22 protein-coding genes are annotated in these 21,983 nt (G+C 46.9%); all 22 read right to left on the minus strand.

Annotated elements, in window-relative coordinates:
• Positions 1 to 115: 115 nt before the first annotated feature.
• Positions 116 to 1,318, minus strand: coding sequence for a glycosyltransferase family 4 protein (locus tag I8U27_RS16585; RefSeq protein WP_181753985.1), 1,203 nt, complete (start codon positions 1,316 to 1,318; stop codon positions 116 to 118).
• A gap of 534 nt (positions 1,319 to 1,852) precedes the next feature.
• Complete coding sequence (fabZ, locus tag I8U27_RS16590; protein ID WP_181753983.1) at positions 1,853 to 2,278, minus strand: 3-hydroxyacyl-ACP dehydratase FabZ; 426 nt, start codon at positions 2,276 to 2,278, stop codon at positions 1,853 to 1,855.
• Positions 2,279 to 2,750: 472 nt separating this feature from the next.
• Positions 2,751 to 4,022 (minus strand): NAD-dependent malic enzyme, encoded by a 1,272-nt coding sequence (locus I8U27_RS16595; protein WP_232345601.1) that lies wholly within the window; start codon positions 4,020 to 4,022, stop codon positions 2,751 to 2,753.
• 203 nt (positions 4,023 to 4,225) lie between these two features.
• The gene (pgsA, locus tag I8U27_RS16600) at positions 4,226 to 4,765 is read right to left on the minus strand and encodes a CDP-diacylglycerol--glycerol-3-phosphate 3-phosphatidyltransferase (protein WP_181753979.1); all 540 of its coding nucleotides are present in this window, start codon (positions 4,763 to 4,765) and stop codon (positions 4,226 to 4,228) included.
• 129 nt (positions 4,766 to 4,894) lie between these two features.
• Complete coding sequence (locus I8U27_RS16605) at positions 4,895 to 5,695, minus strand: DNA-directed RNA polymerase subunit beta (RefSeq protein WP_181753977.1); 801 nt, start codon at positions 5,693 to 5,695, stop codon at positions 4,895 to 4,897.
• Positions 5,696 to 5,955: 260 nt separating this feature from the next.
• Positions 5,956 to 6,249, minus strand: coding sequence for a sporulation transcriptional regulator SpoIIID (spoIIID, locus tag I8U27_RS16610; protein WP_181753975.1), 294 nt, complete (start codon positions 6,247 to 6,249; stop codon positions 5,956 to 5,958).
• 129 nt (positions 6,250 to 6,378) lie between these two features.
• Positions 6,379 to 7,083 carry a M23 family metallopeptidase gene (locus tag I8U27_RS16615; RefSeq protein WP_181753973.1) on the minus strand — a complete coding sequence of 235 codons (705 nt, stop codon included), beginning with the start codon at positions 7,081 to 7,083 and terminating at the stop codon, positions 6,379 to 6,381.
• 147 nt (positions 7,084 to 7,230) lie between these two features.
• Positions 7,231 to 8,274 carry a stage II sporulation protein D gene (spoIID, locus tag I8U27_RS16620; protein WP_181753971.1) on the minus strand — a complete coding sequence of 348 codons (1,044 nt, stop codon included), beginning with the start codon at positions 8,272 to 8,274 and terminating at the stop codon, positions 7,231 to 7,233.
• A 308-nt stretch (positions 8,275 to 8,582) separates the two neighbouring features.
• Positions 8,583 to 9,884 carry a UDP-N-acetylglucosamine 1-carboxyvinyltransferase gene (gene murA / locus I8U27_RS16625; protein ID WP_181753969.1) on the minus strand — a complete coding sequence of 434 codons (1,302 nt, stop codon included), beginning with the start codon at positions 9,882 to 9,884 and terminating at the stop codon, positions 8,583 to 8,585.
• A 19-nt stretch (positions 9,885 to 9,903) separates the two neighbouring features.
• Positions 9,904 to 10,629 carry a YwmB family TATA-box binding protein gene (locus I8U27_RS16630; protein WP_181753967.1) on the minus strand — a complete coding sequence of 242 codons (726 nt, stop codon included), beginning with the start codon at positions 10,627 to 10,629 and terminating at the stop codon, positions 9,904 to 9,906.
• Between the two features lie 69 nt (positions 10,630 to 10,698).
• Positions 10,699 to 10,941, minus strand: coding sequence for a DUF1146 family protein (locus I8U27_RS16635; RefSeq protein WP_181753965.1), 243 nt, complete (start codon positions 10,939 to 10,941; stop codon positions 10,699 to 10,701).
• A gap of 440 nt (positions 10,942 to 11,381) precedes the next feature.
• Positions 11,382 to 12,890 (minus strand): NADH-quinone oxidoreductase subunit N, encoded by a 1,509-nt coding sequence (locus I8U27_RS16640; RefSeq protein ID WP_181753963.1) that lies wholly within the window; start codon positions 12,888 to 12,890, stop codon positions 11,382 to 11,384.
• Positions 12,891 to 12,894: 4 nt separating this feature from the next.
• Entirely contained in the window at positions 12,895 to 14,418 is a 1,524-nt protein-coding gene (locus I8U27_RS16645; protein ID WP_309506171.1) for a complex I subunit 4 family protein, read from the minus strand.
• On the minus strand, positions 14,409 to 16,274 hold the full coding sequence (gene nuoL, locus I8U27_RS16650) for an NADH-quinone oxidoreductase subunit L (protein WP_181753961.1): 1,866 nt from the start codon (positions 16,272 to 16,274) through the stop codon (positions 14,409 to 14,411). The genes I8U27_RS16645 and nuoL overlap by 10 nt, the downstream gene beginning before the upstream one ends.
• A 40-nt stretch (positions 16,275 to 16,314) precedes the next feature.
• Entirely contained in the window at positions 16,315 to 16,620 is a 306-nt protein-coding gene (gene nuoK / locus I8U27_RS16655) for an NADH-quinone oxidoreductase subunit NuoK (protein WP_181753960.1), read from the minus strand.
• A complete protein-coding gene (locus I8U27_RS16660) occupies positions 16,621 to 17,118 on the minus strand; it encodes an NADH-quinone oxidoreductase subunit J (RefSeq protein ID WP_181754018.1) in 498 nt (165 codons plus the stop codon).
• Positions 17,119 to 17,120: 2 nt separating this feature from the next.
• Entirely contained in the window at positions 17,121 to 17,573 is a 453-nt protein-coding gene (gene nuoI / locus I8U27_RS16665) for an NADH-quinone oxidoreductase subunit NuoI (RefSeq protein WP_181753959.1), read from the minus strand.
• A gap of 24 nt (positions 17,574 to 17,597) precedes the next feature.
• Positions 17,598 to 18,572 (minus strand): NADH-quinone oxidoreductase subunit NuoH, encoded by a 975-nt coding sequence (gene nuoH / locus I8U27_RS16670; RefSeq protein ID WP_181753958.1) that lies wholly within the window; start codon positions 18,570 to 18,572, stop codon positions 17,598 to 17,600.
• Entirely contained in the window at positions 18,572 to 19,672 is a 1,101-nt protein-coding gene (locus I8U27_RS16675) for an NADH-quinone oxidoreductase subunit D (protein ID WP_181753957.1), read from the minus strand. The genes nuoH and I8U27_RS16675 overlap by 1 nt, the downstream gene beginning before the upstream one ends.
• A 3-nt stretch (positions 19,673 to 19,675) precedes the next feature.
• A complete protein-coding gene (locus tag I8U27_RS21070) occupies positions 19,676 to 20,476 on the minus strand; it encodes an NADH-quinone oxidoreductase subunit C (protein WP_181753956.1) in 801 nt (266 codons plus the stop codon).
• Positions 20,473 to 20,991: a NuoB/complex I 20 kDa subunit family protein gene (locus I8U27_RS16685; protein ID WP_181753955.1), complete on the minus strand. Its 519-nt coding sequence runs from the start codon at positions 20,989 to 20,991 to the stop codon at positions 20,473 to 20,475. The genes I8U27_RS21070 and I8U27_RS16685 overlap by 4 nt, the downstream gene beginning before the upstream one ends.
• Positions 20,982 to 21,356 carry an NADH-quinone oxidoreductase subunit A gene (locus I8U27_RS16690; RefSeq protein ID WP_181753953.1) on the minus strand — a complete coding sequence of 125 codons (375 nt, stop codon included), beginning with the start codon at positions 21,354 to 21,356 and terminating at the stop codon, positions 20,982 to 20,984. The genes I8U27_RS16685 and I8U27_RS16690 overlap by 10 nt, the downstream gene beginning before the upstream one ends.
• Positions 21,357 to 21,983 lie beyond the last annotated feature (627 nt).

The following is a 21,983-nucleotide window of genomic DNA, read 5'->3' on the forward strand; positions in this document are numbered from 1 at the left end:
ATATCGTTTAACAAAAACTTGATTTACATGTTTTTAATTTGTTACAGGAACATTACAAACCTACTTAACACTGTAACATAGTTGAAATCTTTTGGGTATCCCCGTCCAAAAAAAATCACAAACTTTTCCGTTTTAGCACCCGATCATATAAGACCCGCGTATTTTGGGCATTCTGTTGCCACGTGAGTTGTTTGGAAACGGAAAGTGCTTTTTCGCCCATCGTCTTCAGAAGCTCCGTCTGCTCAACCAGGATTTTGCCCAGACAGCGAGATAACTGCTCAGGTTTGCCCGGCTGTACCAGGAATCCTGTCTCCCCATCCCGTAATATCTCGGAAATCCCGCCAACATCAGTGGCCACCATCGCTTTGCCACAACCCATCGTTTCCAGGAGAATGGAGGGCAAACCTTCACTGAGGCTTGATAAAACAACTGCATCGGCACTATTAATCCAGGCAGGAATCTCCTCGTACGGACGCCTGCCCATAAAAGTAACCCTCTGAAGCAGCCCCAACTGAGCGGCCTGGTTATGAAGCGAAGAGCGCAGAGGGCCGTCTCCGACTAAATAAAGGTGAACATCTTCAGCTTGAGCTGCAACTGCAGCAAAAGCGGATAATAAATCATGGACGGCTTTGACGGGCAAGAGGTTCCCAACGAACAGCAGTTTTTTTCCGGTCAATGGGATTCCCAGCTGTTCCTGTGCTTTCTTTTGTTCAACCGGATAAAAGCGGGCGGGATCAAAGCCGTTATATACCGTCTGTACCTCGATCCCGGGGGTCATCGAAACAGCTTCCGTTAACAGCCGCTCACTGACAGTAATGATCTGATCGTTTTCCCGCAGCGCTTCGACGGTTTTTTGCCGCACGGAACTGTTTTTACGGGGATAAAGCATGATGTCTGAACCATGAATCGTGCTGATCACAGGCACTCCAAAATCATTTTTTAACCTGGCTCCGGCATACCCGTCAGGATAGATTGTATGGCAATGGATGAGGTCAAACGGAAAATCACGGCGGATTTCGGCAATCACTCGCTTTATCGATCTCCAGTACAGGTGACCGTAAGCAGAAAAAAACATTCCTCTGGGAAACATCAACGTTGGAACGTAATGGACCGTAATGCCGTCTAAAACAGTTTGCCGCGGAAGGTGACGGTAACCTTTCCACTTTGGATAAAGGGGAAAGAATGGGATTGGTGAAACAACCTGAATCCGGACTCCTGCTTCTTTTAGAGCTTTCATTTGATTGTGAACAAAAATTCCCGACATAGAATTAACCGGATTGGGGTACATATGAGAAATAACCAGTACATGCAGACTCATTCACAACCCTGCCTTTTCCTTAGTATCTCAGCTCTGCTAATCCCCCGGGAAATATGTATATTTTGCCCCGCAAAATCACCATTCAACCCATTTTTCGGTTTCCTGGCAGCATTGGATAACCCGGATGCAATTTGGCGATAATAGGGTTACAAAACCACTCTCAGGAGCGGATCGCTAATGAAAAAGCAAAGGGTTATCAATGACTCCCTGAGTTGTGCATTCGGATTGTTAAATGCAATGATTATGAGCCTTCCTTTATGGGGGTTAATATATTTTTTTCTGCGCTTCTTTTTTGGATTGTAACGGTAAAACACTCATCATAAACATCCCTGATTTAAACAATTTCGTGAACAAAGAAAAGAAGGTCCGCTTGTGGACCTTCTGAATCGGTAGACAAAGGATTAGAAGTGGGATAAGGGCCGTTTCCCCTTGCCTGGTCCCCAATCGTGCCGGATGGAAAACGGCTCTTTTTCATTTATCCTTAAGCTGAATAGGCCGCCACTGCAACCTTCTCCCTTTTTGTATGGCCATTACTCAGGAAAGTGCGAACATTAATTCCCCTTCCACCACCACTTGATCGCCAACTTTGGCAGTCGCTTTTCCTTTTCCGAAGTTTGCCCTTAACCGGACCATTTCCACTTCCAGGGTTAACACATCTCCAGGTTTCACTTGCTCACGGATACGCACTTTGTCAATTCCGGTAAAGAAAGCCAGTTTTCCTCTGTTTTCCTCCATCCCCAAAACTGCGACAGCTCCGACCTGGGCCAATGCTTCAATAATCAAAACTCCCGGCATCACCGGATATTCGGGAAAATGCCCTTGAAAAAACGGTTCATTGATGGTCACATTTTTAATGCCAACCGCCCTTTTTGCCGGTTCAAATTCCACAATTTTATCAACTAAGAGAAATGGATAACGATGAGGGATAATCTCCTGAATTTGTTTCATATCCAGTTCCATGCCCAATCTCCTTCCAAGAAAACTTGAACCCATTATAACCAATGGTTCCTCAAATTGCTATGTACCGTTCAGTATGAAAGCCTTTGCTTTTTCTTACAATAGTAGTACTCCCTGCGGGGTTTAGATAAAGGAGCGCCGGCCGGGGTGCTGGCGCTCTTTTTATGACTTGCGAACAGGAATACTCCCTATTTTAATGGGGTAGATGAAAGTGTGCTTTGCTCGGGATCCCCTTGTGGGATGCTTAGAGCAAACTTTTTCCAGAAAGAAGGAAAAAGGAATATTTGTCGAATCCAATGATACGCATATGTGCTGTACATTGAAAATGAATCGTATGGGGTTGTGGGGAGGAAGGAACAGTCACCACATAAAGCGATTCCTGTCACGTGCAACCATTAAACATGTACCGTAGGGACTAAGGGAAATTACGCTCGTGGAGAGTCTCGCTTCAGACTCGTTGAAGCGAGAAGCTCTGTCACTTCAATGGAGAGCCGTTCACTTTCTCTTTACTCTTCTTCGGATTTTCCTGTGAAGCCACTTGTTCGACTGCCCGCGCTACCTCCACATGCACTTTGGGATCCAGCGGATGGGGGACAATCTCGCCGTGACTGGTGCAGTTGGAGATGGCACGTGCGGCAGCTACCAGCATGGAATGTGTAATCTGTGATGCCCGTGCATTGAGTGCTCCGCGGAAAATACCGGGAAAGCCGAGTACGTTGTTCACAGACCGGCCATCAGCGGCAAAAGCAGCTCCCGCTTTTAATGCATCCTCCGGTTCGATTTCCGGTTTGGGATTGGAAAGGGCAAGGATCACCTGTCCACGGCAAATCATCTCAGGCCGAATCAAGCCGGGGACTCCTGTTGTAGCGATAACAATATTACACCTGGACATTAAATCCTCCAGAGAGTCAAGAGGGGTTCCGCCATAACCCGCCAGACGGTCCAAAGCGGCAGGCTGGCGGTCCACCCCGCACATTTCCCGCACACCATAAGCCATAAACATCCGGCAGATCGCCAGCCCGGCTGCTCCCAGTCCAATTTGTCCCACAACGGCCTCCTTCAATGTGACCCCGGCAGAGCGGCAAGCGGAAATCACAGCCGCCAGAGTAACAACCGCCGTTCCATGCTGATCATCATGCATGACCGGAATCGGAATCTCTTCTTTCAAACGTTCCTCAATCTCAAAGCAGTGAGGCGAGCCGATATCCTCAAGCAAAATGCCGCCAAATCCTTTATATATATTTTTAACAGTGCGAACCACTTCGTCCGGATTGCTCGTATCCAATAAAATAGGTATTCCGCTAATCCCTGCAAACCGGTCAAATAATGCGGCCTTTCCCTCCATTACCGGCATGCCGGCCAGCGGACCGATATTGCCCAGTCCCAGAATAGCCGTCCCATCTGTAATAATGGCAACGCTGTTTCCAATGCTGGTATAATACCTCGCTTTTTCCGGATCTTCCTGAATCACGCGGCAGACGTTAGCTACACCCGGAGTATAAACCCGGCGCAAATCGGCCAGGGAGCGGATATCCATGCGGCTGGTCATATGAATCTTACCGCCTTCATGTGCCCGCAGCACATCATCGGAAACGGCATGGACAAAGATGCCACTTTCTAATTTCTTAATCGCTTCAACGACATCGTCCAACTGTTCATCGCTCTCACAATGAACGGTGATATCCCGTACTGTAGAGAGAGGACCAATCTTAATCGTTGTAACATCTCCTATATCCCCGCCAGCCATTCCAATCGCTGTCGTAACCTTCCCTAAGTTTCCCGGTTTTGATGGGGTTTCCACTATAATGCTTCGAATCACATTGCGTACTGCCACACTCACACCTCCTAACACCCTATCATACAAGATCTGCGGACATAAAAAAAGAACCGTCCCATCTGGTACCGGTCCCCAAATCATAGGCAAAGATTTCATAGAAACAATCACTTTCATTACATAAACCGTTCATTCACCATTTTGAGCTGAAACATATAGACGATGGAAGTTAAATAGGAAAGGGCAATCACTGACCATAAAAACACCTGGGCAATTTCCCACATTGAGTCACCCGGAGAGCTGATCATCAACAGCAACAGTGCGATATAAAAGAGAACAGTTGTCAGTTTCCCCAACATATTGGCAGGAACGGTTTTTTTCCCGCGGAAATGAAAGATCACCGAGCAAAGGATCATCGTCATATCCCGGAAGAAAATCGCAACTGCGGCCCAAAAGCTGATTTTGCCGGAAATCAACAGGGATAAAAAGACAGCAATCATCATCAGTTTATCGGCAAGAGGATCCAGCATAATCCCCAGCTGAGTGATCTGTTGATTGCGGCGTGCCAGATATCCATCTACAACATCTGTCAACCCTGCGAGAAGGATTATCCCTAGAGCCCAGTACATTCTCATTGGCTGGTCCGAGAAAAAGACGACGAGGTAAACAGGAATCAAAGCTAAGCGAACCATTGTTAATAAATTGGGCAAGTTCATCCAGGATCCTCCTCTCACAGCTTGCCATTTAAAAATAGAAACAGATCTGCTTAAAATGAACAGAAACAGACACGAAAGACCCCGTCTTTCCCGCTTCAAGCAATTAACCCAAAGCGCAGACGGGTTCTTTTACCCATATATAAGATTATAGATATGCTCCCACATCTCTATATCAAAAACATCGCCCGCCGGTTGGTCTCCAATAAAAGTATGGCCAATAATCAGACTAACGATTAGAACAACAAACAACAATACCGGTAACCACAGAATTTTAACCGCCCATTTTACAACATTTTTTCCTGTCCCGCTTCCTTCGGAAATATCGGGATTACCGTCATCTGAATAGGAATCATCATGATTGTTTTCCCAATCTTGTTCCACACTAAACGCCGGTTTTTTTACCTCTGTTTGGTACTCATGTTTTTCTTTGGGCTCGGGCAAAGGGTCGATGGAATACTCCTTAAAGTCAATCGGCGTTAATGTGTCTTCCAGCGAAGGAGCGCTTTGATGTTTCCCTGTTCTCTGTTCTTCTTCCAGCTTCTGTTCAACCTGTTTGGCAGAGGCCTTGTCGAAGTGATCCACAGGCTTTGGACTGTCCGCTTTTTCCGTTGAATCCTCATCTGCTTTTTGTTTTAGCTGTCCGATGGCAGGGGAGGGTTCATCGGGATGTTTCGACACATCAACGGCCGGGCTGTCCTTTTCTTTGTCCTTGATCCCTAAATTTGTCTGCGTGTCCAAGTCTTCCTCATCACTTTTGCTCCATTTTAGCTTACCGATCGGCAGACGGGATTCCAGGTCTTTACTTAACTCTTTTAACGAGCTTTTCGGCTTTTTTTTTGTCTTTTTTTTTGCATTTTCCATCGGGTTTTTAGCATTCTCCATCTGTTCTGAATGACCGTTCATCGGCTTTTCTTTATCCGGATAACTCATTTGCCATTCCTCTCCAAATAACTAACTTCATTAAAAGCTCGTCCTACGAAACGCAACATATCTATACATGATCTTGCAGGCTAATTCCAACTGTGTATAAATAGAATATATCGCAACTGTTGACATAAGTCTACACTTAGTCATAATCGTTTCCAAACGTTTTTCTCACAAAGAAGTGCACCGGAGCGAATGGTATTCCGTGATAAGAGCCCCTGATCTTCTAAAAATGACACATAGCTGCTTCCGGTGCGTGTTTGTTATTAAACTTTAACGGGAACTTCCCGGGCTCTTATCTCTTTCACTGGCGATTTGCGCTTATATTTTATTTTTGTTGCCTCCCCTCCTCTGATATGGCGAATAGACTTATGGTATTCAAGGATTTCTTTCACCTGATTGGCTAAATCGGGATTAATCTCAGGCAGACGCTCTGTTAAATCTTTATGAACCGTGCTTTTGGAAACGCCGAACTCTTTGGCAATCGTACGAACTGTATTTCGTGTTTCTACAAAGTAGCGTCCAATTTTTATGGTTCTTTCTTTAATATAATCATGCACTCGCCTTGTTCCCCCTTTCCAAATGTCTGGTACATTATATGAGTCGTTTTATGGGTTATTCTCCATGAACAAGCACTGACAAGCTTCCAACTCAAGAAAAAACCGTCCTCTGCGCGAGGACGGCTTCATTTATTCATTTTCGCCTGGTAAATATTGAGCCGGGTTCACTGCCTGGTTGTTTTTGTTTCGTACCTCAAAGTGCAGATGAACCCCGGCCTCCTTTTCAAAATTGTTGCGGCCGGCTTTGGCGATGACATCACCCTGTTTGACTTGTTGCCCTTTCCGGACTTTTACATCATCCACACACTGGTAAACAGTGGTAATGCCGCTTTCATGCTGAATCTCCACTTGATACCCGACAATGGGATTATCTTCGATACGAGTTACTTTTCCATCCAAAACAGCAACCACATCAAATGTTTTCCCGTCTTTGCGGGCAAAATCCACTCCCGTATGAGGCCAGTAAGTATTTGCATACTTTACTAAAGACGCCTCTTTGCTTTTCTGGGAGCCTGCTTCATCGTAGAAGCCTGTGGTTCTTACAGCCTGAGAGTTTTTCCCCGCTGGTAAAACCATTTCTTCCCCGATCGGGTTATCAGGAACATACTCTTCTTGCAAAATGGTATCTGATGTACCCAATTTTGTTTTTGTGGTTTTTGTTACTTCTTCCAGCTGATAATTTTGATACCACCAGGCAAGGCTTAGAATCAGTGCGGCCGCTGTCACATAAACTGCCGGAAAAAACCACTTTTTTCCGAATAGCCGCTTCCATTTGAGGCGGCGTTTCGCTTTTTCAAAGGAAGGGATGTTTTTATTTGGTTCTTCTGGTTTCATTATCTAATCACCTCAGGAACCATTGTCGACAGCAAAAACTCTTTTTATACCCAAGGTGAACAATCTTTAGTAAATTCGCAAACCCTATGGAATAGCAGTGAGTTTCCCGTTCCTCTGTTATTTTTCATTGCCAGCGGCAAAGCCGGGTTATCCTCTCTCAGAAATAGTGAGCTGAACTTTCTGTACCTTTACCCCCTGATAATAATGTTGAACAATCTCCGTCACTTTTTTACCCTGTTGTGCCATCAAGTTGGCGCCCCACTGGCTCATTCCCACACCATGGCCATAACCCCGTGTTTTCACCACGACCTTTTTGCCTTTGATCTCCCAACTAAAATCAGAAGAGGGCAATTGCAGAGCCTCTCTGACTTCCCGTCCCGTAAACTTCTGATCACCAATTTGAATCCGGGAGATCCGGTTACCGCTCGTCCGCTCCAATACTTGCATCATCCGCTGTCCGGATGAGGTTGGGAGCGCGATTGATTTTCCGGTTTTCTTTTGCAACTTCCTGGTGAGGTCATCCAGCCTCAAGGTCTTCACCCCTTCATATTTGGGAGACTGTTGATCCCAGGAGGAGTCTACACTTCGCAAATAAGGATACTTAGCGGAAAAATAATCTTCGGAGTTCTCTGTCCGGCCATTGCTGGTTGAAAAAAAAGCTGCATAGATCGGCTTTCCCTTGTAGGTGATAATTTTTCCTCGGGTGGCACGAACTGCTTCATCAATCTTTTTTATGTTGTTTTTATAATTGGTGCCCCACTTCTTCTGCAACTGTTGGTCAGTTGAATAGACCTGATGCTGGACTGTATCGGTAACTACTGCGGATTCGGCTGCTTTTCCCCAACGGGACATATCTGAAAAATCTTTTTTCACCAGGCGGTCGATGATATATGTACGAGCAGCCAATGCCTGGGCTTTAAGGGCTTCCACATGAAAGTTTACCGGCATCTCGGAGGCGACCACCCCGCGTATATAAGATTCTAAAGGTACTTCTTCCACTCGTTTCTCATGGGTCAGATAGACACGGATGACCGGCGAGGAATCCTTGTTTGCGGTGGAATTCACCTGCCGGACTGTGCTGGCAGAAGCAGATTGCGGCGAAGGATCGGTTTGAAACGCAACCAGCAACGCCGGAATAATCAGAATGACAATGATGAGGGTAACAGTGAGAAACAACAGTCTTTTTTGCAACCATCTTCGCCTCCGTCCATTTTCCTTGAGACAATTTCACTGTTTAAGCTTATTGCCACTTCTCCCTGAACTCTGATCTCTCGGCTGGAATCAGGGTTTCTCCCGTATAGCAGTACCTTCATCCAGCCTCTATTAAACTATTATGAAACCTTCTATCCTTTAGAACCATAAATAGAGAAAGCATGGCAAAAAACTCTATACAACCGAAAAAGCAGACGATAAACGGCTCGCTTATCGTCTGCTTTTCCTGAGATTACGATTATTTCCCACAGTTCCATTCTAACCGTTTTGTAAACCGCTTTGCCACGTTACGCGTAAGAATGTTGATGAACAGCGGAATCTTTGTTTTCATCTACAGCCACGCGCTCAATCACGGCACCTAATGCACGAAGCTTGCCAACGATATCCACATATCCACGGTCTACATGGTGCAGTTCGGTCACTTCAGTAACCCCTCCGGCCACTAGACCTGCCAGGATCAAGGAAGCACCCGCCCGCAAATCAGTGGCTTTTACCTGGGCGCCGGAAAGTGGACGGCCCCCTTCAATAATCGCCGTACGACCGTCAATTTTAATGGCCGCACCCATGCGCTTAAATTCTTCTACATGCATAAAGCGGTTTTCAAAAACAGTCTCGGTAAGTAAGCTGGTTCCTTTGGCAGTCAGCAGTAACGCCATGATCTGGGATTGCATATCTGTAGGAAATCCCGGGTAAGGCAATGTTTTCACATCGGCAGGTTTCAACTCGCCTTCGGCACGGACATGAATACCGTTTTCCCCTTCTAATACATGAACGCCCATTTCACGCATTTTCGCAGTCAACGGGCCCAAATGATCAGAAATGGCTCCTTCAACAAACACTTCACCGCGTGTTATCGCAGCCGCTACCATATAAGTACCCGCCTCAATGCGGTCGGGGATGACGGTATATTCCGTCCCGCGCAGGAAGTCTACACCATCGATGCGGATTTCGTCTGTTCCGGCTCCCCGCACTTTTGCTCCCATCGCATTGAGAAAGTTTGCAAGATCAATAATTTCCGGCTCGCAGGCCGCATTTTCGATCACGGTACGACCCTGGGCCAGCGTTGCCGCCATCATGATATTTTGCGTGGCTCCTACACTTGGGAAGTCAAGATAGATTCTGGTTCCTCGAAGACGATCCGGTACATGTCCCTCAACATATCCTTGACCCATCTCAAATTTGACGCCTAATGCCTCTAATCCTTTGAGGTGTAAATCAATGGGACGGGTTCCGATCGCACATCCTCCCGGAAGGGGGATTCGGGCATGCTTTTTACGGGCAAGAAGGGGCCCCATAACGATAAAGGAGGCTCTCATTTTGCGAACCAATTCATACGGGGCTTCGGTTAAATTTAATTTTTCAGCATTGATGGTAACCTGATCATCCCCGAGTTCGGTAAATACCCCCAATCGCCGGAGCAGTTGGGTAATGGTTTTCACATCTTCAAGCATCGGAACATCCAAAATTTTAATGTTACCGCGCGAAGCCAGAATCGAAGCAGCAATCAGAGGGAGAACGGCATTTTTTGCCCCGTGAACTTTAACTCTTCCCCTTAACCGTGCTCCACCTTGAACAATGATTTTTTCCAAGTGTCTTCCCTCCGCATAGTTAGTATTCTATGGTGATAATCGGCGTTCCTAATGTAAATATCAGCCGATGAGTGTCGTGGTTAACCCGTGCCGCAGCTTGAATGTTCATCAAACCGCCTCCCGTTTTCAGGCCTCCGGGCAACATGGGAGTATGGGCAGAGATACTTACCGTATGGCTTGTACGCATTGACTCAACTTCGCTGGCCTGTAACTTTTTTAACGCTTGAACAATGGGTTGTTCCAGACCGGAGCGAAGTGGCTGGCTTCCTTGAATTGTAAAATGAAAATGCGGAATAATTCCATTTGAATGGAGAACATTAACTAGCTGTTTGCGTACACGGGCCAATTCCTGCCCCGGGATTCCACGACCCCTTACTTGAATGGAAATATAAGGTTGACTCCACGTTCTTAGTGGCTCATCGTTGATAACGTTTAATTCTGCCGTTAAGTTTCGTCCAATTCGTCCCGAAGTTGTGTATTGTATGGCATTTTTGTTAACTTGCCTGTTTACCGGCATAAGCTGTAAAGATGTTTGGAGTCGTTTCACAAAGGTGTTCATTTGTGCTCTGGCAACAGGTTTGGAGATACGGCTTCCATGGTGCAGGACATACTGCTCAGGATCTGCCCCCACCGATTGAAATACGCGCAACAAAACTGATTCTGCGGACGGGTCCGTATGTGAACCTGCCAAAAACAGACTGAGAGAAATCCATAATCCAACCTGGAATAACTGCAACTTCTTCATTATATCCTCTCCCGCTCGTTTTTATCATTACCATTTTTCACAAATGGGGGAGAGAATATACGATTTAGACTAAGTAAACAGCTGACTGATTGATCTCGACCAGCTGAGATAATCAATCAAAAAAGTGGCTAATTGATGGCCCAGTATGATAGACAAAATGATCATCAGCGCTTTGGCCTGGGCAGTGCGTTTGACCCGCATAACCATCTCAATACGAATCCCCATCAATACCCACCAACAAACAACGATGCAAACCAGTGACAAACAAATATTGATGAGTGCGTTTAATCCAAACAGAGCCGCTCCTCCCATGATATGCACTCCTTCTTTGAATGGTTCTTCACATGAAACAATGGTACATGAAAAAGATGTAGAGAGCAAAAAAATTTTTATGACTTGCAAGCATACTCCCTATTTTAATGGGGTAGATGAAAGTGAGCTTTACTCGGTATCCCCTTGTGGGATGCCTGATCCCCTTGTGGGATGCCTGATCCCCTTGTGGGATGCCTGGAGCATACTTTTTTACAGAAAAAGGAATATTTATCAAATCCAATGATGACGTACATATGTGCTGTATATTGAAAACTGAATCGTTTAGGATTGTGGTGAGGAAGGAATGATTTAACCTTTCATGCCAGGTCATGAGAGTTTTCTGTGAAAGATCAATCTGATTTAGAATCCTTTTTTCATGTAGAATAATACCCCGCTTCCTGATGTGGAGGAGCGGGGTGAAATTGTTTCTGGCAAAAACTTTATTGCTGCATCATATTTTCGGCGGGACTCAATCCCAGGCCCCAGTTGATTTTGCCCAAAAACTGGACAACTGCATCGGGATAAATCCCCAATCCAATCGTTCCGGCCAGGCCGATGACAATAACGAGACCCGCTGTCCACGGGACGGGGATGGCAGCGACGGAGGGGGCTGATCGGAAATACATCTGGCGAATGATGCCAAAATAGTAGTAATAAGAAATGATCGTGGTGACAATCATAATGCCGGCGAGCCAGAATTTTTGGCTGGAGACTGCGCTGGTCAGAAGATAAAACTTGCCGAAAAAACCGGCTGTGACCGGAATTCCCGCCAGCGAGATCAAGAAGACGGACATGGCAAAAGCAAGCCAGGGCGATTTTCGATGCAACCCTGCAAATGCACTGATTTTTTCATTTTCCGATTCCCTGGTTACCAGATCAATGATGCAGAATGCGCCCATAGTCATAAACAGGTAGACCAGAAGATAGTACGCCATACTTGAAAATGGCATCAAGCCCAGGGTGGCAAGAGGAACTAAAATGTACCCTGCCTGTGCAATGCTGGAATAAGCCATCAGCCGCTTCGCGTTGGTTTGTTTGAGAGCAACTGTATTTCCCACTATCATCGAAAGGGCGGCGATGATGATCAAGAGGGGTCCAACCACTTCTTCCCAGGCCCCCGTGTTGATAAGAGGGACATAGGCGATCAGCAAAATACGCATTACAAAGGCAAAAGCAGCTGTTTTGGAAACGACGGATAAAAATGCCGTAATCGGAGTGGAGGCTCCCTGGTAGACATCAGGTGTCCACATTTGGAAGGGAGCAGTGGCGATTTTGAAGCCAAAGCCCACTACCATCAAGAACAGGGAAAGAAAGATGATAAGCTCATATCCGCCGTTTAATGCCTCCATCATCCTCTGCTGGATCGTAAACAGATTGGTGCTACCGGTCAATCCGTAGACAAATGACATCCCGTACAGAATAAAAGCAGAGGAAACGCCTCCCAGCACAACGTACTTCCAGGCCGCTTCATTTGATTGCAATTCTTTTTTGCGAATCCCCACCAGAATATAAGAAGAAAGGCTTAATAGTTCCAGCCCGACGAACAGGGTGATCAAGTCGGCGGAAGAAACCATGATCATTCCACCGAGGACCGCGGTTAACAGGAGATAGTAGTACTCTCCTTCTTTGGCTTCCGGGTCTTCTTTTTTCTGTCCCAGAGAAAAGAGGAGCACAAGGGCTGTTCCGGCAAGGATGATTCCCTTAAAAGTTAAGCTGTAGGGATCAATGCGATAGGTATCCCCCAAAATTTGATAACTTGGGTGGTCAAAGCCCATACCGACAAAGACTCCGGCCGCAATAACGCTCAGCAGGCTTAAAACACCGATGATCTTGCGCGGAACCGATTCCTTCAACACTAAATCGATCACTGACAGAAGGGCGGCGGCAGAGACGATGACCAGCTCCGGAGCCATTACCTTCAAATCAAAATCGAGCAGATATTGTTCCATGTGCCTACCCTCCGATCCTTGACACGATAAGTTGTAATGTTTGCTGCATCGGATTGCCCAGAACATCCGGATAGACACCAATCAGGACGATGAGCCCAACGAATATCATCATGGGAACACTTTCTTTGATATGGATATCTGAAAGTTGTACAAACCGTTCCCGAATCGGCCCAAAGGAAGTTTTTAACACAGCCCTCAGTGTATAGACAGCTGCCAGGATCAATCCAGGGGTTCCAATCGCAGCTATAACCGGTTTCACCTTAAACAACCCTAAAAACGCCATAAATTCGCTGATAAATCCGGATAAACCAGGCAGCCCGAGAAGTGCCAGTGCGGCCACCATCATGATTCCCGAGAAGAGCGGCATCGATTTGGCTAATCCGCTCAACTCATCCAGCTGGGTCGTTTTGGTCCGTTCATATAAGCTTCCCACGAGGAAAAACAGCAGCGCTGAAATCAATCCGTGTGAGATGGCCTGAAAAATAGCTCCTTGCAGGCCCGTACCATTAAGTGCGGCAACACCGAGCAGGATAATCCCCATATGGCTGACACTGGAGTAGGCTAACACTTTTTTCAGCTCTTTTTCTACAAAAGCGAGAATTGCACCGTACAGAATGTTGATCAATCCGAGGATGGCAAGTACAGTTGCCGCCTCTTTCATATAGGCCGGATAAAAGCCCACCCCGAAACGAATCAAGCCATAAGCTCCCATCTTCAGCAAAATTCCCGAATGGATCATCACCACAGGAGTTGGTGCTTCCGTGTGAACGCGGAGCATCCAGGGATGGAACGGGAACATTGGCAATTTGATGCCAAAGGCGATGATGAGGCATATAAAGATCAGCCATAACATCACTTTAAACTGGTCGTTCAACAGATCCGCCTGAGCAATAATCTCGCTCATGCCCTTTTCAATCGCGGAATACTCCAGCGATCCAAACAGGAGCAGAAAACCGACCAGGGCAAACAACATAAAGCCCGATCCCAATCCGTTGTAAAGCAAAAAGTGATTTGCCGCTTTTTCTTTACCGAGATACCCCCAGATCCCAATGAGAAAAAATGTAGTGACCAGAGTAATCTCAAAGAAGATAAAGAACAAGAAAAAGTCATGGGCAAGGAATACTCCCAGCATCCCTGTCTGCAATAATAACAGAAGCAGATAGTACTCTTTCGTTCTCTTTTTGATGTACAAAGAGGCCACCGCTGCCAGTGTACTTACGATACTGGTGAGCAGAACAAGTGGCACGGACAAGCCGTCCGCCCCCATACTGTAATGAAAAACCCACGGGTTTGCCTGCGGGAACGGGACTTGAAACCATACATAAGACTTCAGCCACTGCATTCCATTTTGCCCTGTATCAAAAGCAGCGTACATCAGGACGGACAGAGCCAGGGACGGAAGGGTAGCCAGGATGCCTGTGAGACGATGCCACCCCTGCTTTTTCCGGGGAAGGCAGAGAATGAGAAAAACACCAATGAGTGGCGCAAATGTAACCAAAGTTGGAGACCAATCCATGATCATTTCCATTCAAATAACCTCCCCGCCGTCAAGCCGACAATCAACAAGACAAACCCGATCAAACTGACCAGGGCATAGGTCTGGGCCTGACCGTTTTGCAAGCGGGAACCCAGTTGTCCGATCACCGAGGAAACCCAGGCGCTCAAGTAGACAAGTCCACCCACAATGAAGCGGTCGATCCCGTTTAAAAACCAGCCAAACCCTTTCAGCGGCAAAACAAATAGAACATGGTAAACTTCATCAATATAATATTTGCGGTAGACCAGCTGGTAGAGCCAGGGAACTGCTCTGGTCACAGATGCAGGAGAAATTCGTTTTTGCCCGTACATCACATAGGCCAACCCGATTCCCAACAGGGCAACCGCGATCGCCAGGAACGGAATCCACAGCGGCGTTTGCTCAAGCGAAGCCTGATGGATCGACAAGCCTTGAGTCAGCCAGTGTTCCAGCCAATGCCCGGGGGTATTTGAAAATCCGGCCACCGTGGTGAAAAGAGCCAGGATCATGATTGGAATCATCATTACGCAGGGAACGCGATCCGCCTTATGATCTCCGCGGGCTTCCCCGGTAAACACCATAAAAAACAGGCGAAACATATAAAAAGCGGTGAAGAATGCCGCAATCACTCCCACTGCAAACAGCCCCATCCGGCCATCGGTATAGGCGGACAGCAATATTTCATCCTTGGAGAAAAATCCTGAAAAAGGCGGGATACCGGCGATCGAGAGACATCCGATGAGAAACCAGATGCCCAGCCATCGATTTTTCTTCCACAATCCGCCCATCTTGCGAATATCCTGTTCGTGGTGCAGGCTGACAATTACGGCTCCCGCTCCGAGGAACAACAGTGCTTTAAAGAAAGCATGAGTCATCAGATGGAAAACCCCCGCAACATAACCGGCCGATCCAAGGGCCAGCATCATGTACCCCAGCTGGCTGACGGTTGAATAAGCAAGAACCCGTTTGATATCGTTTTGAGCCAATCCGATTGAAGCGGCAAAAATCGCTGTGAAGCCACCGATATAAGCCACCACACTCATGGCCGTCTCTGATGCCTGGAACAGGAAAAAGAGATTGGCGACAAGATAAACACCTGCGGCCACCATCGTAGCGGCATGGATGAGAGCACTGACCGGAGTCGGACCTTCCATCGCATCGGGCAACCAGGTATGTAAGGGAAACTGGCCTGACTTACCGACCGCACCCACAAATATGAGAATCGCGGTCAATGTGATCATCCAGGGTTCGATCACACCTCCGGCGACAGCCTCTTTAAGGTCTCTCAACTCAAAGCTTCCCGCTTGCCAGAACAGGAGGGAGATCGCGATAAACAGGCCTATATCACCGATTCTTGTTACGATAAATGCTTTTCTCGCCGCCGCTTTTGCCTCAGGCTTAAAGTACCAGAAGCCGACTAACAGGAACGAGCAAACCCCCACCAGCTCCCAGAAAATATAGATCCCAAGCAAGTTGGACGAGATCACCAGCCCAAGCATGGAGAAGGTGAAAAGAGAGAGATAAGCATAGAAGGTATTTAACCGCTTATCTTTTTTCATATACCCCCAGGAATAAAGCTGGACAAGAAAACTGACCGAACTTACGATCACTAACATCAAGACATTTAACGGCGCAACATCGATGCTGAAATTGATGACGGTTTGATCAATATGAAACCAGGGCACTTTCCAGTAAGTTTGCCCGGTGTTGGTTATACTTTCCCATAAGACCGGGAGCGAAAGGAGCAAGGAAATAAAGGTGGCGATGATGCCGATCAGGGCAGACGCTCCTTTACTCCACACCTTTCTTCCCACGGTGAGCAGAAGAAAAGCGATCAAGGGAAAGAGGGGAATGAATAAAGCCTTCATGTTTACCCATCCTTCTTCCGAAATGTTTTTTGAGATGTCGTCAACCTTTCATTGAGTCATATTTATCTGCTTCTGCCGTTCCCTTATTGCGGTAAAGAGCAATTAAGATGGCGATTCCCACCGCCGCTTCCGCCGCAGCTACTGTGATGGTGAACAAAGTAAATATTTGCCCCGTAATGTTCGGAAACAATCCATATTTAGAAAAGGCAACCAGATTGATATTGACTGCGTTCAGCATCAATTCAATCGAAAAGAGGACAATGACGGCATTCCGTTTTGTCAACACCCCGTACAATCCAATGCTGAACAAAATAGCAGCCAGTGCCAGATAAGAAGTGAGATACATCTATTTCTCCTCCTTTTTGGCAAGGATGACAGCTCCTACCAGGGCGACGAGCAACAGGACGGATGCTAACTCAAACGGAATGACATATTGTTTAAAAACTGTTTCTCCCAGTTTAGCAACCCCAAACAGTTTAGGATCTGCCGTTCCGCCGGCGATTGGCGTTTGGTAGATAATCCACATCACTACACCGAAAAATGCCGCTACCCCTATAAAGCTGAGGACGGAGTGCATGGGCCGGATGCTGCCTTGATCCTCATCTTTATGCTTCGTTAACATAATCCCAAATAACATCAGAATGGAAACGGCTCCGGTATAGATGAGGATCTGGACAACAGCCAAAAATTCAGCATTTAAGAGCAGGTAGATTCCGGCAATACTGAAAAAGGTAAAGGCCAGAGCCAGCGCCATATGGATGACGCGGGTAAAGTTGATCATAAACACGGCTCCGCCAATCGCCATCACAGATAAAATGAAAAAAGCGATAAATTCACCAGTCAGGTTCATGATGCCTTCCCTCCTGGCTTTTTAGGCTTCGCCGAGTTATTCTCCACCCGGATATTTTGATCATTGGCATGCAGCCACTCCATATCTTTAAACAGCTCGTCACGGCTGTAAACCGCCAGTTCATAGTTATTTGTCATCACTACCGCCTCGGTGGGACAAACTTCCGTACATAAATCACACAAAATGCAAATTTCAAAATTGATATCATACGTTTCGATGACTTTTCCCTTTTTGTCAGGGTCCGGATGCTTCTTGCCCGTTAAGGTAATGCAATCAGTGGGGCAGATCCGGGCGCACATATTGCAGACAATACATTTTTCCGGGTCAAAATACTGGATCCCCCTAAACCGGTCCGGCATCTTTAACGGTTCATCCGGATAACTGTAGGTCACTTTCGGTTTGGTCATATTTTTCAGGGTGATGCCAAGACCTTTAACTAACCCAAACATGTCTTCTCTTCCCTCCTATCCTTTTTAATACAGCTGGCCGATCATCGGAACTTCTTTTAAAACTGCGCTCAAAAAAATGTTAAACAGGGCGAGCGGCAGGAGTACCTTCCAGGCAAACTGCATCAGTTGGTCAACACGAATCCGCGGCATGGTAGCCCGAACCCAGAACAAGAAAAACACGATCAGTCCAAACTTCAGAATGAACCAGACCACAGGCGGAATAAATGTGAGCCCGAACGGTGCATTCCATCCACCCAGATAAAGGACCGTAGTTAAGGAGGCCATGGCGAAGACATATACATACTCTGCCAGCATAAAGAAGGCAAAGCGAAAACCTGTATATTCCACATGATAACCGGCGACCAGTTCTGATTCTGCTTCCGGCAGGTCAAACGGTGTCCGGTTTAACTCCGAGATGGAGGCGATAAGAAAAACAACAAACCCGATAAATTGCGGGAAAATAAACCAGACTTTTTCCTGGGCAGCCACAATTTCGTGTAAATTTAATGATCCGGCACTCATGATAATCCCTACGACAGACATGACGAGCGGGATTTCATAGCTGATCATCTGAGCCGCCGACCTCATGCCTCCCAAAAGGGCATACTTGTTATTGGAGGCCCAGCCGCCGATCAAAATTCCGATGATGGTGATGCTGGAGATCGCCATGTAGTACAGAAGCCCGACGGCAAAATCGGCAAATTTGATCTTGTCCGTAAACGGGATCACAGCGAGAACGGCAAACGCCGGTACAAAAGCGATGACAGGCGCAATTTTAAACAGGGCCTCATCTGCCTTTTTCGGGACAATATCCTCTTTGATCAGGAGTTTAAAAACATCAGCCACGGTTTGCAGCAATCCCCACGGCCCTACGCGCACCGGACCAACCCGGTTTTGAATCCAACCGATCACTTTCCGCTCAAACAAAATCGCATAGGTGACAAAACCCAGCACGACAAGGAGCAACAAAACGGGGCCCAGGATGATGATGAGGTTCATCAGCAATCCACCTCCCCAAGTACAATATCAATACCACCCAGAATTGCAACCAGGTTGGAAATATTCTCCCCTTTTAAAAGAGTAGGCAGGATTTGCAGATTATAGAACGAGGGCCGACGGAACTTCAGCCGCCACGGTTTATCCTTCCCTTTGCTTACGATATGGCAGCCTAGTTCTCCGCGCGGCGATTCAATCCCTACGTATACCTCACCTTCCGGTACACGAAGGACACGCGGCACCTTCCCCATCGTGGGCCCATCTTCAGGAAACTGATGGACAGCTTGCTCCACAATTTTGAGCGATTCATCTATTTCCTGCATCCGGCAATGGTATTTCTCATATAGGTCACCTGTTTTTCCAACCGGAATATGAAAGTCAAAACGGTCGTAAATCGAGTAAGGCTGATCTTTTCGCAAATCCCATTTGATCCCGGTCACCCTCAGGTTGGCTCCGGACAGAGCAAATTGGATTGCCGTGTCCCGATCGTAGATCCCGATCCCTTTTGTCCGTTGAATGAAGATTTCATTTCCGGAGATCAGTCCGTGATACTCCTTCATCTGTTTCTTCATATACTCAACAAACCCTGCCACTTTTTCGATCCAGCCCGGAGGAGCATCCCATTTGACTCCGCCAACCCGCATATAATTATAGGTTAATCTGGCTCCGCAAAGTTCATTGAACAGGTTCAGAATTTGCTCCCGGTCGCGGAAAGCATACAGAAAAGGGCTCATCGCGCCGATATCCAGCAGGTATGTTCCCATCCATACCAAATGGCTGGCGATCCGGTTTAACTCCATCACAATGACGCGCAAAAACTCGGCCCGCTCGGGGATTTCCAAACCCATCAGCGTTTCCGTCGCATGCACGATGGCATAGTTATTGGTCATGGCAGCCAGATAATCCATCCGGTCTGTATACGGTATAATTTGCGTGTAATTGAGGTCTTCCGCTAATTTTTCCGTTCCCCGGTGCAAATAGCCAATCACCGGTTCTGCATCGACAATCGTCTCCCCGTCCATTTTGACGACCAGGCGCAAAACTCCGTGAGTGCTCGGATGCTGGGGGCCTACGTTTAGCAGCATTTCTTCTGTTCGCAGCAAGGATTATACCTCCTTATCCAGCGGTTCGTAATCTTTGCGCAAAGGGTGACCTACCCAATCATCCGGCATGAGAATCCGCTTTAAGTTGGGATGACCTTCAAAATGAACACCGAGCAAGTCATAGATTTCCCGTTCATTCCAGTCAGCCGTTTTCCACAGATGGGATACGGTTGGGACCTTTGCCTGTTCCCGGTCCGTTTTGACACGAATCCCAATTTGGTGAGAGTGAGTAAAAGAAATCAGATGATAGACAACTTCCAGATGGGTTTCGTAATCCACACCCGACAGATTTCTTACATAATCGAAAGAAAGAGCAGGTTCCTCTTTGAGCAAGGTTGCTACCTCTAACCAGTGATTCTTTTTTATGACTAATGTTGGCAGATGGGCATTGGGGCGATTAATATAAGCATCCTCAATAGAGTCCGCTCCGGCTTTCTCTTTGATGAGCGCCACAAAACGATCAAGTACTGGCTGCTTCGGAGAAGGCTCTTCCGGCTTTTCCTCTTTGGGTGCTCTGGCTGCCCCCGGACGCGGCCTCGTTCCGGCGGCCGGGCGTGCTCTTCCGGCTGCGGCGGCACGGGGAGCTCTGGGTACCGGCTTCTCCCCGCCGGCTGGGTCAAAACCAACAGACTTTTGCTGCTTTTTACCGGACTTCTCCGCTGAAGAAGACGTTTGTTTTTCGAAGAGGGGTGCTTCACTTCCGTCTTCTTTTCCGTCCTGCTCAGATTTTACCTGTTTTTTTTCTACGGAAGATGATGTTTCCTCCCCGGAAGGTGTTTTCTTTTTCTCATCTTTGTCTGTCATTGATTGGTCACCTTCCTTCCGTGCCTGGCTTCATAGCGGATTTTCTCTTGCAGTTTATGAATACCGTAGATGAGAGCCGCCGGATTTGGCGGACAGCCCGGGATATAAACATCCACCGGAACAATTTGGTCGACACCTTTCACAACTGAGTATGATTTTACATAGGGTCCGCCCGCTGTAGCACAGGAACCCATCGCAATTACCCATTTTGGTTCGGGCATTTGGTCATAGAGACGGCGGAGCAACGGGCCCATTTTTTTCGTTACCGTGCCGGCGACAATCATAACATCAGACTGTCTTGGCGAAGCGCGAAATATAACTCCAAAACGGTCCAAATCATAATGAGAACCACCGGTTCCCATCATTTCAATCGCACAGCAGGCCAGACCGAAAGTAAGCGGCCACATCGAGTTGCTGCGAGCCCATGCCTTGATCATCTCCAAATTGGTTGTCAGCACATTTCTGTTCAACTCTTGCTCTTCAAACGGTGTAATATTCTCCAAGTTTATTTCCATTCCAGCACCTTCTTTTTCCAGGCATAGATGAGCCCGATGACAAGAAACAGTACAAACACCAGCATTTCCACCAGCACAAATAAACCGATACTCTCACGCAACGAGTCATATGCAACCGCCCACGGATACAGAAAAACGGTCTCAACATCGAAGATGACAAACAGCAAAGCAAACAGATAGTAGCGGACATTAAACTGAATCCAGCTGTCTCCGGTAGGGTCGACACCGCTTTCATAGGTGATCGACTTATCCGCAGATGGCTGGTGAGGGCGCAACAGACGTCCTGCAGTTAAAGCCCCTACCGGCAAGGCGATCCCAACAAGAAAAAAGATCGCTATACTTACAAAACTAGCATCCAGACTCATCCAATCAACCCTCCGCCTACAGATTATGCTTGGCATATTGACTACAGGGAAGCTACATGTTCAGCGGACCCGCGGAAAATCTGTAATAAAGCGTTTAAATAGAATAATCTTGATGAAACAGTTCACTAAACATCCCCGTCCATATGGCTGCCGCTCGTGAACACCGCACAGGAGAGCAGAAAGAGCACTGCTTCAGACGAGAGATTGTGCAGTAAACAGAAAAAAAGCCCAACCGACAAGTTTGGCGATTCTTTTCAAGTACAATAAAATTACCCAAACGCTTTTTATAATTCTTAACATTACAATCAAAAGTTCATTTTGCATGAGAGCCCGTTGCCGACGATTGTCCGCTTCCCCCGGCTTTATTGCCAACCCTGCTAGATACGCAAGATATATTTTGGCAAAGTAAACCAAATAATAGTTGTAAAAAAATCATCCGGCCTCTATTGATTGATTATACACCACTTTTCCAATTGTGAGAAGTATACGCCATCAAGTGCTTCTGCAGGTGTAAAAAAGCACTCTTCGCGTCATCTGCGCAAAGAGTGCTTTTAAATTTTAATCAACGGTTCTTTCTTGCATTCATACGGTTCATCGGGTATCCTGTCAGGGAATTGCCCTTTGTAG

Source organism: Paenactinomyces guangxiensis (genome assembly GCF_016055185.1).
GTDB lineage: Bacteria > Bacillota > Bacilli > Thermoactinomycetales > Thermoactinomycetaceae > Paenactinomyces > Paenactinomyces guangxiensis.